The 11028-nt window shown below is 68.2% G+C and carries 7 protein-coding genes; 3 read left to right on the forward strand and 4 right to left on the reverse strand.

The window, feature by feature from the left end; genetic code table 11:
- The first annotated feature begins 348 nt into the window (after positions 1-348).
- Positions 349-2313: a DNA topoisomerase subunit B gene (locus QOL99_RS03350; protein ID WP_285521312.1), complete on the forward strand. Its 1965-nt coding sequence runs from the start codon at positions 349-351 to the stop codon at positions 2311-2313.
- A 60-nt stretch (positions 2314-2373) separates the two neighbouring features.
- Here QOL99_RS03350 and QOL99_RS03355 read toward each other — a convergent pair whose 3' ends face one another.
- The 4 genes from QOL99_RS03355 to QOL99_RS17750 form a co-directional block, all read right to left on the reverse strand.
- Positions 2374-3903 (reverse strand): S10 family peptidase, encoded by a 1530-nt coding sequence (locus QOL99_RS03355; RefSeq protein ID WP_285521313.1) that lies wholly within the window; start codon positions 3901-3903, stop codon positions 2374-2376.
- A 404-nt stretch (positions 3904-4307) separates the two neighbouring features.
- Positions 4308-7448 (reverse strand): DEAD/DEAH box helicase, encoded by a 3141-nt coding sequence (locus QOL99_RS03360; protein WP_285521315.1) that lies wholly within the window; start codon positions 7446-7448, stop codon positions 4308-4310.
- A 50-nt stretch (positions 7449-7498) separates the two neighbouring features.
- On the reverse strand, positions 7499-8581 hold the full coding sequence (locus QOL99_RS03365; RefSeq protein ID WP_285521317.1) for a serine hydrolase domain-containing protein: 1083 nt from the start codon (positions 8579-8581) through the stop codon (positions 7499-7501).
- 41 nt (positions 8582-8622) lie between these two features.
- Positions 8623-9114 (reverse strand): MliC family protein, encoded by a 492-nt coding sequence (locus tag QOL99_RS17750; RefSeq protein ID WP_326522567.1) that lies wholly within the window; start codon positions 9112-9114, stop codon positions 8623-8625.
- On the opposite strand from QOL99_RS17750, the gene QOL99_RS03375 reads away from it, so the two are divergent.
- The gene (locus tag QOL99_RS03375; RefSeq protein ID WP_285521324.1) at positions 9013-9981 is read left to right on the forward strand and encodes an ABC transporter substrate-binding protein; all 969 of its coding nucleotides are present in this window, start codon (positions 9013-9015) and stop codon (positions 9979-9981) included. The genes QOL99_RS17750 and QOL99_RS03375 overlap by 102 nt on opposite strands.
- Before the next feature lie 108 nt (positions 9982-10089).
- The gene (locus tag QOL99_RS03380) at positions 10090-10830 is read left to right on the forward strand and encodes a hypothetical protein (RefSeq protein WP_285521327.1); all 741 of its coding nucleotides are present in this window, start codon (positions 10090-10092) and stop codon (positions 10828-10830) included.
- Positions 10831-11028: the final 198 nt, after the last annotated feature.

Genomic DNA, 11028 nt, shown 5'->3' on the forward strand with positions numbered 1-11028 from the left:
CGGGGACCGTTGCAGGAGCCGACGCCCCCGCCACGCCTCCCGGCCAGGCCGCGAGTCCGGGGGCCAGCAGCCACGGGGCGAGGGCGAGAAGGGCGGCAGAACGCGGGCGCATGCAAGGGCCATTGTGACCGCTGATCCAGGGGGCGTCCAATGACCGGCCTGACCCCAACGCCACGTCGAGCCAACTCCTCACCCCCGATTACGCCCCATGCGTAATATATTTGACCCGTTTCAAGTCCGGGAGTATACTGGCAGGACCTTCGGCGGCGCACCCAGCGCCCGTTTTTTCCGAATCGAACCCTTTAAACCCAGGACGTGTCCCCGTGGGGGGACAACGCCAGGAGGACCATGACCCAGACTCCCGCCTATGACGCCAGCTCCATCTCGATTCTCAAGGGGCTGGAGGCTGTTCGCAAACGCCCCGGCATGTACGTGCAGGGCGGCACCGGCATCGACGGCTACCACCAGTTGCTGACCGAGATCATCGACAACGCCATCGACGAGGGGATCGGCGGCTTTGCCGACGAGGTTCACGTCATCATGCACGCCGACGGCTCGGCCACCGTCACCGACAACGGGCGCGGCATTCCCGTCGACATGATGAAGAGTGAGAACCGCCCCGCCATCGAGGTCATCTTTACCGAGCTGCACGCGGGCGGCAAGTTTGGCGGCGGCGCCTACAAGGTGTCCGGCGGCCTGCACGGGGTGGGCAGCAGCGTGGTGAACGCCCTGTCCACCTACCTCGACGTGACCGTCAACAAGGCGGGCAAGCTGCACCACATCCGCTTCGAGCGCGGCGCCGTGACCACCCCGCTGGAGGTCGTCGGCCCCACGCCGGACGACGTGCAGTGGGCCACCAAGGTCACCTTCCACCCTGACGCCCTCGTGTTCAACGAGTTCGAGAACCTCTTCAACTATGACCGCATCCGGGGCCGCCTGCGCGAGCTGGCGTACCTGACCGGCCTGAAGATCGTCGTGCGCGACGAGCGCACCGAGTTGCACGCCGGGGAGATCCGCGAGGAGGTCTTCCACGAGCAGGGCGGCATCGCCAACTTTGCCCGGGCGCTCGTCACCGACGACACCAAGCTGCTGTACGACCAGCCCATCGTAATGATGGGTGAGCACAGCGAGGTCAAGGTTAAGGTCGCGTTTATCCACGCTAACACCTACTCCAGCGACAACATCCTGACGTACGCGAACATGATTCGCACGCGCGACGGCGGCACGCCGCTCACCGGCTTCAAGACCGCCTACACGCGCATTCTGAACAAGTACGCCAAGGACAAGAACCTGATCAAGTCCGGCAACCCGGTGCCCAGCGGCGATGACCTGCTGGAGGGGATTTACTGCGTAGTTTCGGTGGAGCTGCCCGAGCCGCAGTTCGAGTCGCAGGCGAAGGTCAAGCTGCTGAACAGCGAGGCGCAAACGGCCGTGAACGCCATCGTGGGCGAGAAGTTCGCGGAGTTCCTGGAGGAAAACCCCAAGGTCGGCAAGACCATCGTGGAGAAGGCCGCCGAGGCCGCGCGTGCCCGCGAGGCCGCCCGCAAGGCCCGCGACATCGTCCGGCGCTCCAACCCGCTGGAGAACGACGACCTGCCCGGCAAGCTGGCCGACTGCTCCTCGCAGGACCCGGCCGAGTCCGAACTGTTCATCGTGGAGGGCATCTCGGCAGGTGGCTCGGCCAAGGGCGGGCGCGAGCGGCGCTTCCAGGCCATCCTGCCCCTGCGCGGCAAGATCCTGAACGTCGAGAAGTCCGAGCTGAACAAGATCCTGAAAAACGCGGAGATCCGGGCGCTGATCGGCGCCATCGGCGCGGGCGTGGAGGGCACCGGGGACCGGATGCACTTCGACCTCTCCAACCTGCGCTACCACAAGGTCATCATCATGACCGACGCGGACATGGACGGCGGGCACATCGCCACGCTGCTGCTGACCTTCTTCTACCGCTACATGCGCCCCGTGGTCGAGCAGGGCTACCTGTACATCGCGCAGCCGCCGCTGTACCGCATCACGGTCGGCCGCGAGAAGAAGGGCACCTACCTCTACACCGAGGAAGAACTCAAGACGCACGTGGCCCGCGCCAACCGCGAGGGCAAGAAGTACGAGATCCAGCGCTTCAAGGGCCTGGGCGAGATGAATGCCGACCAGCTGTGGGACACCACCATGAACCCCGAGACGCGGGCCCTCAAGCAGGTCAAGGTGGAAGACCTGATGGTCACCAACGAGGTCTTCGAGGACCTGATGGGCTCGGAAGTCGCGCCGCGCAAGAAGTTCATCCAGGACAACGCGAGGTTTGCCGAGATCAGCGTGTAAGTGGAGCCGACGAGGAGCCCGCCCCGTGCAAGTGGGGCGGGCTTTTTCATGGCCCTGGCCTCAGCTCCGGGCCACCGCCCACTCCACGAACTCGGTCAGGTCCGCGTACTGCCGCTCCAGGCTGGGGCGGTGGACGTACATCATGTGCCCGGCCTCGTAGAAGACCTCGCGCAGGTTCCCGCGCAGGCTGGGGTCGAGGCCGAGGTGGTCCAGCGTGTGCCGGGTGGCGTGGTACGGCGTGGCGAAGTCGAAATAGCCCGACGCCACCAGCACCCTGAGGTGCCCATTCTGGTGCATGGCTTTCCGGAGCGTGTCCGAGACGCGCACGTGCTTGTTCTCGAACTCCTTGTAGCTCCAGGGGCGGACCCGCCCGGTCAGGATCTCGTAGGGAAGGTCGGATTCGAAGCCCAGCTCGGCGCGGACATAGTGGTTCATCGCCGCCGTGTAGGGCCCCAGGATGGCGCTGAGGCTGGGGTCGTACTCGTTCGCCTCGCCGCCGGAGTCGCGGTCCAGCCCGGTAAAGCGGCTGTCGAGACGGCCCACCGTGCGGCCCTGGTCCCGCAGCAGCTCCTTGCAGAAGCGGGCCAGCGTGACCCGCAGGTTGTTGCGCAGGACGAACGCCGGGTCCAGGCCGGTGAGCGCGGCATACCGCTCGGCCACCTGCCGCTGCTCGTCGTCGGTCAGGCGCGGGCCGAGGTGCAGGGCACGGGCGTAGTCGCCGTCCGCGAAGGCCTCGGCCTCGCGCAGCACGTCGGGCAGCGAACGCTCACCGGACAGCTTGCCGTGATACCAGGCGGTCGCGGCAGCGGTCGGCAGGTGGACGACGTACGGCAGGTCGTGCCCCGGCGTGAAGTCCACCGTCGAGAAGTCGAGGATGGAACTGACGAGCATGATCCCGTTCAGGAACAGCCCGTGCCGCTCCTGCAGGTACCCGCTGAGGCCCGCCGCCCGCGTGGTGCCGTAGCTCTCGCCGATCAGGAACTTGGGGCTGAGCCAGCGTCCGGCGCGGCTGGTCCACAGCCGGATGAAGTCGCCCACGGACTCGATGTCCTTCTGAAACCCGTGGAAGTCGCCGGGCTTCTCGCCCTCCGTCACCCGCGAATAGCCGGTGCTCACCGGGTCGATGAACACCAGGTCCGAATGGGTCAGCAGGGTGGACTCGTTGTCGGTGAGGTCGTAGGGCGGGCCGGTCAACGCCCCCGCGTCGCCCATGACCACCCGGCGCGGTCCCAGCAGGCCGAGGTGCAGCCACACCGAGGAGCTGCCCGGACCGCCGTTGAAGCTGAAGGTGACGGGCCGCTCGCGTGGGTCGTGTTCGCCCTCCAGGGCGTAGGCCACGAAAAAGACGCGGGCGCGGGGCTTGACGCCTTCCGACTCGCCCTCCTTCGCGTGCTTCTCCTCGGCCAGCACCATCGTCCCCGCCGTGACCGTGTAGGCCAGCTCACGGCCTCCCACCGTGACGCGGTGGCGGGTGACGCTGACCTCATCACGGGGCCTATCGTCGTCGTGGCGGTCCTTGTCTCCCGTGCGGACCCTGACCTTCACTTCGGTGCCTTGCTCGGCCGCCTGCTTCTCGTGTTCGTCGCTCATGGGTAGGGTAGTTCTAGAGCATGTGCCATAAGAATGCGGTGGGTTTCCGCATTCGTTGGCCGAGCGGACTTGCAAAGCTGCGCAGCAGAGCGAGCGAATTGAAGAAGAGCATTGGGCATTCGGGGAGGCACCTGGGGCGCCCTTCCCCGGGGGCCGTCATTCTGTCCAATGCCCTAGGCCCAAACACCCCTCCGCCCCCTCCGGGGGCACCTCCCCTCAAAGGGAGGCTTTCGTGGGCACCAACAGCCCGGTTACGTGCGCTNCCTAGGCCCAAACACCCCTCCGCCCCCTCCGGGGGCACCTCCCCTCAAAGGGAGGCTTTCGTGGGCACCAACAGCCCGGTTACGTGCGCTTCGAAGGCTCCCCTCAAGGGGAGCGGTCAGCGAAGCTGACTGAGGGGTTCCTCACCCGAAATACCCCAGCAGATCGATCAACGTCCGCGCGTAGTCGTCCGGCTTCAGCCCGCGCTTCTCCAGCCGCACCGACGGCGGGAAGGTCGTGACCTCCGTCCGGTGGGGGAACCGTTTCAGGCCCGGCGCGTCGTAGTCGAGGGCCTTGTAGGCGAAGGTCACCTGAAGGTGGGTCATCGTCTCCCCGATGCTCAGCACGCGCTTGGCGACCGCGGTCAGGCGCAGCTTGGCAAGGTCGATGAAGTTCTGGACCTCGGGGGTGGGCGGGCCGTACTTCTTGCGCAGGTCGCGCTCGACGCGGCTGACCGCCTGGAGGGTCCGCGCCTCCGAGAGCCGCCCGTAGGTGGCGATGCGTTCTTCCTCGTTGCCGCCGAAATACTCGGGCGTGAGGCGCGAGTTGATGGGCAGGTCGATGGAGACGGAGGCGAGCGTTTCCATCTTCTCGCCCTTGAGCCTGGCGACGGCCTGAGCGAGCATCTCGGTGTACACGTCGATGCTCACGGCCTGCACGTGCCCGTGCTGCTCCTCGCCCAGGATGTTGCCCACGCCGCGAATCTCCATGTCCTTTTCAGCGAGGAGGTGGCCGGAGCCGAGGTCCTGCAAATCCGCGATCGCCCACAGCCGCCGCTGCGCGTTCTCGGTCATGCGCGGTGGGTAGAAGAGGTAGGCGTAGGCGGTCTGCTGCCGCCGCCCGACGCGCCCGCGAAGCTGGTAGAGCTGCGCGAGGCCCAGACGGTCCGAGCGCTCGATCAGGATGGTGTTCGCCTCGGGGATGTCCAGCCCCGTCTCCACGATGGTCGTGGAGATCAGCACGTCGAAGGCGCCCTCCGCGAAGCCCAGCATGATCTCCTCGAGTTCCTCCTCGTTCATGCGCCCGTGCGCCACACCGATGCGGGCCTCCGGCACGAGGTTGCGCAGGTACAGGCTCCTGGCCCCGATGGACGCGATGCGGTCGTGGATGTAAAAGACCTTGCCGCCCCGTTCGATCTCGGAGAGGATGGCGTCGCGCACGGTCACCGGGTCGAAGGGCGCGAGCACCGTCTGGATGGGCTTGCGGCCCTTGGGCGGCGTCTGGATGGAACTCATGTCGCGCAGGCCCACCATGCTCATGTAGAGGGTGCGCGGAATCGGCGTGGCGGACAGCGCCAGCGTGTCCACCGCCTTCACCCCTTCCGGGATCTCGATCTTGCCGTCCCTGGGCACGTCGGGCAGGCCGCGCATGGCCCGCAGCTTCTCCTTCTGACTAACCCCGAAGCGGTGTTCCTCGTCCACGATGATCAGGCCCAGGTCCTTGAACCCGATATCGCCGGACAGCAATCGGTGCGTCCCGATGATGATGTCCACCTTGCCCTGCGCGAGGTCGCCCAGGATGCTCCTGGCCTGCCTGTCGCCGGTGAAGCGCGAGAGGCCCTCCACACGTACGGGCAGGTCCTTGAAGCGCTCGACGAAGGTGGAGGTGTGCTGCTCGGCCAGCAGGGTGGTGGGCACCAGCATGGCGACCTGTTTGCCGTGCCCGACGACGCGGTGAGCGGCCCGCAGCGCCACCTCCGTCTTGCCGAAGCCCACGTCGCCGGAAATCAGGCGGTCGGCGGGAACCGGGCGTTCGAGATCGCCCATCGTCTCCTTCAGGGCCGTCTTCTGATCGGCGGTGAGGTCAAAGCTGAAGTTCTTCTCCACCTGCGCGTCCCACTCGGGCTGGGGCGGGAAACTGTTGCCGGGGGTGACCTGCCGGGCGGCGTACTGCACGAGCAGTTTGCCCGCGACCTCCTCGGCGTTCTTGCGGGCCTTTTCCTTGGCCCTGGCCCAGTCCTTCTTGTCGAAACTCGACAGCACGGGCGGGTCGTCGGTGGTGCCGGGGTGCCGCCGCAGCACAGGCAGTTGCTCGATGGGTACGCTCAGGCGGGCACCCCCCCGGTAGTCGAGGTTGAGGTAGTCGCGGGTGACGCCCAGCACCGTGCGCGTCTCCAGCCCCTGAAACTGCCCGATGCCGTGCTCGGGGTGGATGAGGTAGTCCCCGACGTGCAGGCCCAGCGCGTCCGTGACCGGCTTGCCCGCCAGCTTGCGCCCGCGCAGCGCCGAGCCGCCCTGGAAGCCGTAGATCAGGTCCTCGGTCAGCACCACCGTGCGGTGTTCGGGAATGGCGAAGCCGCCCTCGCCGTTCGCCCGCAGGAAGCCCAGGCCTCCCTCCTCCACCCGGGGAACGTTCAGCCAGGGGATGTCGTGGGTGTTCAGGAGCCGGTCTGCCAGATAGGCAGCGGTGCGGTCGTGGCGCACCAGGATCAGCACCCGGTACCCCGCCCCCCGCCACTCGCCGATGTCGCGCTCGAGGTCAGATAAGCGGGCGCGGTAGAAGGGCAGCGGCGTCAGGCCGAGGTCGAAGTCGGTCAGTTCCAGCGGAGCGCGGCCAAAGGACGTGACCTCGCGCTCCCGCAGCCGGGGCCAGAGGGTGTCGGCCAGCGGTCCCAGCGCCGAGGCGTAGAACTCCGGCGCGTCCAGAAACACGCGGCCCGGCAGCAGGTCGAGGCGGGTGGCGTCCCACTTCACGTCGGTGAGGTAGTCGGCGGTGGGCTCCAGGGTGAAGTCCTGAATCTTCTCGCCGGTCAGCTCGCCCGCCCCCAGGCGGCGCAGGGTGTCCAGCTCGTCCCCGAAGAACTCGGCGCGGAGGGTCAGCGCCTCCTCGCCGTCCGGCACGCCCGCTCCCGGCACGAGGCGCAATTCCAGCGTGTCGCCGCGCAGGAGGTAGCCCGTCTCGTCGTCCTCGGGGTCCTGCAACCGTTCGTAGCCCAGGCGCTCCAGCCGGGCGAGCAGCTCCTCGCGGGGGTAGCTCGCGCCCACCCGCAGGGCCAGGGCGTGGTCCTCCGGGCGCGCTGGAAAGAGGTCCAGCACCGTGTTCACGTCCAGCACGACGTGCTCGTGCCTGCCCGCCCAGTCGCGCAGCCCTGGATTGACCGACACGGGCGCCCCCAGCGCCCCGGCCGAGGCGTAGGTGCCCAGGCGGTCGGGGGTGGTGAGCAGCACGGCGGGGCCGGGGTGGGCAGCGAAGAGGGCGGCGCGGGCCACCTGCGGCAGCAGCAGCACGTTCCCGACCGGGGCGGTCGGCATCAGTCTGGAGAGGTTGGGGGCGGCGACCGTCACCGGAAGATTGTACGCGGGGGCGCCGGAAGGGAGGGGGACGGAGGGAACGGTCAGGCGGGGGCGAGGGTGAGGATGCGGTCGGGGAAGGTGGGGAAGGCGCTCTGCGGCGCTTCCACCTGCGGGTGATCCCAGGCGATCAGACGCACGGCGACGAGGCGGGCTTCCCGGTGGACGGCGAGATTCTGTCCCCGGTATCCGTCATGCCGGAAACCGACATTCGGCCCCTGCTCGCTCCCCAGCCACTGCGCGTCCCTTGGAAACTCCTGAGGCCGCAAGTCCACTTGCCGAATCAGGTGCAGGACGCGGTCGCGCTCTACTCCCTGACATCGGCAATCTTCCAGGGCCGCCACCTGCTCCGCCGTCCCGCCTACCCGACGGAGTGATTCAATCTGACCCTCACCGATGCTGTAACGCGTCCAGGCGGGCAGCATCCACCACAGCAGGCCGATGGACGGCTCGGCAGGTGTGGCAGGCCGCGTGCTTTCCTCCAGCCACTCACGAGTGATCAGACCGTTGCCACCGTCCAACGCCACCTGCCCCAGCCGCGCCAGGTCGCGGGCGTGAAGCCGCAGCCCTGCTAGACCGTGCGGATTCCCGGCCGGGTCACGCACCCATTCCCACTCTTCAATTCCCAGCGGCCCGAACAGCTCCGCGCGGGCGAAATCGTCGGCCTTCTGCCCGGTAGCGCGTTCCAGCAGACCGCAAATAAGATTGACTGCCTTGTTGTTGTAGGCGAACACAGAACCGGGAGCGTGCTCCAGCTCGGCACACAGCGCGAGTTGCACGAAGTCTGGGCTGGGGTAGATCTCCGCCGGAGCCATCGGCACGTTTTGAAGGCCACTCGTATGCGTCATCAGATGCCGCAGCATCACGTCCCGCTTGCGCCCCTGCCGCCACTCCGGGAAGAACTCGCACACGGGCACGTCGGCCCCCGGCAGATGCCCCAGCGTGACCGCGCGGCCCACCACCAAGCTCAGCACGGCCTTGGTCACGCTCATCGTCTCGATGGGACGGTCGCCGCGCCCGTCCAGCACCTCGTCCACGAGGACTTCCCCGCCCTGCATCACGACGAGGGCGCTGCTGTGCGTGGCACGGGCCTCGTCCACGAGGGCGTCAAGCTGGGCGGTGGGCATGGCCGCAGCGTACCCCGGCTGCCCAGCCCGCGCCCGCCGATTTACCGCCCGCTGCGGCAGCCCGTGAGCAGCCCCCGCGCTCGCCCCGTGTCCGTCTCCGGCCCGGACAGGCCCGCGTACCGCGCCCCGCTCGCGGAGATCGCCTGGGCCAGCCTGTGCTCCTGCCCACGCCACCGCAGCACGGCAAAACGTGCGCCTTCCTCGCCAGACCGGAGAGAGGTCACGCGGACCTGCCTGCTCCCGTCACCGGCGGAGTCGAAGGTGCGGGACGTGCCGGGCGCGGGAGGGCCGCCCCCCGCTGCGGCGACCGGGGCGAGGGCGAGAAGCGTCAGGGCCGCCGCTGCGGGGCTCCTGGCCCCAGCAGAGGGACCGGGGAGCACCTGCCCACACAGATTACAAACTTGGTCAACTTCTCTGCTATGCTTTGTTTTATGAAGCGGACTCTCCTCTCTCTCCTGACCCTGGCCGCGAGCACGGCGCAGGCGCAGCAGGCCAAAGAACTTCGGCTCGGTGTTTTTCCCAACGTGACGCACGCGGCCGGACTGGTCGGCATTCAGCGCGGCCTCTTTCAGAAGGAACTCGGGGGCGTCAAGCTGGTCGTCAGGGAGTTCGCCAACGGCTCGCAGATCAACGAGGCGTTCGCGGCGGGCGCGATCGACGCCGCCTACGTCGGCCCCGGCCCGGCCATGAACGCCTTTATGCGCGGCGTGCCCATCCAGGTGTACGCGGGCGCAGCGAACGCGGGCGCGGTGCTGGTCGGGCGCAAGGACAGCGGCATCCGCAATGTCAAGGCGCTGAAGGGCAAGAAGGTCGCCGTGCCCACGCGCGGCTCGACCCAGGACATCAGCCTGCGGCACCTGCTGCACGAGAACGGCCTGAAGGCCACCGACGAGGGCGGCAACGTGACCATCGTGCCCATCGACCCGGCGAACATGCCTGCCGCCTTCGCCACCAAGCAGGTCGACGCCGCGCTGGTGCAGGAGCCCTGGGGCGCGATCATGGAGTCGCAGGGGGCCAAACTCATCGCGGGCGAGAAGGCCATCTGGGCGGGCGGGAACTACACCACCACCGTCCTCGCCGTGAACACCAGGTTCGCCGCGCAGAACCCCGAAACGGTCAGGGACCTGCTGCGCGGGCACCTCGGGGCCATCAACTTTATCGGGAAGAGCAACGCCGGGGCGCAGAAGGCCGTCGCGGACCAGATTCAGGCGTTTACCGGCAAGCGGCCGGGCACCGCCGACCTGTTCAAGGCGCTGTCGCGGACCAAGGTGACCTGGGACATCAACATGAGGACGCTGGCCGAGTACGCGCAGCTCAACAAGGAAGCGGGCTTCGCGCGGGACGTGCCGGACCTGAGCAAGTTCGTGAACCTCAGCGTGATGCGCGGGCTGGCGAAGTAAGAGCCGCCAGCTCCCAGCTCCTGGCCACCAGCGAAAGCCCCAGCCTCCTGTCGGGGCTTTTGTTTTGCTGGTCGCTGGCCGCTGGTGGCTGGCCGCTACACTACCCCCATGACCGGACCCAGAAAAGGCTCCAGGGGCCGACCGCCCAAACGCACAGCCGCGCAGGGACGCGGCGGCATCACCCGCGACACCACCCGCCCCGTCCGCGAACCGGGAACCCCGGGGGAAGAGAACCAGAAGCGGGGCGCCGGGGAGCGCCCACGCAGCGAGCGACCGCGCAGCTCGGGCCAGTCCCAGGGCCGCAGCACCCTGTCCCCCACCACTCCGGCCCGGCGCAAGCCCGGTGAGCGCGGGGAAGGGCGTGGGGGGAGCGAGCGCGGCCCCCAGCCGGGGCCGGGGCGCAAGGCTTCGCCCAGGGTGACGCGGGGGGACGGCGCGGGCGGCGGCAAGAAGCCGCTCTCCGACCGGGGGCGCGTGCAGCTGGACGCACCTGCCGCCGACACCGTCTTCCGCGACCGCGACGGCGAGCGCCTCACCTTTCCCGACAGCGCCCTCAAGCGGGTCGCCGCCCGCCTCCTGACCGAGAAGAACAAGGCGTGGCGCTACCGGGCCTTTCCCTTTCCGCTGTTCACCGACCGGGGCAGCGAGCAGTCCTTTTCCTTCGACTTTTACATCTACGACGCCGAGGACTCGGTGATCCGGCTGATCCTGGTGATTCCCTTCGAGTCGCGCGAGGTGTGGGACCGGGTGGGGCGCTTCAAGCGGCAGTACCCGATGTACCGCTACGAGCTGTGGACCCCGGAAAAGCTGGAGCGGCTGGGGCGGCCACGGGCGCAACTGGGCTTTTGACCGCGCTGCCCCCTTCCCCCCGAGTGTGGGGGAGGAACGGGGAAGCGCGGGGCAATCTGGTAACGTTTCCAGACATGGGCGGTGACTTCACGGGAGAAGGCCTGAGGGCCGGGAACCGGAAGCCGCCGCCCTCCACTTGACCCATGAACATTGACCCATGAACACGGCGGGCGCTCCGGCGGCCCGTGGAGGACCCCA

The organism is Deinococcus rhizophilus (genome assembly GCF_030271215.1).
In the GTDB taxonomy this organism is placed as follows: domain Bacteria; phylum Deinococcota; class Deinococci; order Deinococcales; family Deinococcaceae; genus Deinococcus; species Deinococcus rhizophilus.

Coding starts and splice junctions, on each gene's coding strand:
- QOL99_RS03355 (WP_285521313.1), bottom strand. CDS start 3,903: ATGAGCGACGAACACGAGAAGCAGGCGGCCGAGCAAGGCACCGAAGTG.
- QOL99_RS03350 (WP_285521312.1), top strand. CDS start 349: ATGACCCAGACTCCCGCCTATGACGCCAGCTCCATCTCGATTCTCAAG.
- QOL99_RS03365 (WP_285521317.1), bottom strand. CDS start 8,581: ATGCCCACCGCCCAGCTTGACGCCCTCGTGGACGAGGCCCGTGCCACG.
- QOL99_RS03375 (WP_285521324.1), top strand. CDS start 9,013: ATGAAGCGGACTCTCCTCTCTCTCCTGACCCTGGCCGCGAGCACGGCG.
- QOL99_RS03380 (WP_285521327.1), top strand. CDS start 10,090: ATGACCGGACCCAGAAAAGGCTCCAGGGGCCGACCGCCCAAACGCACA.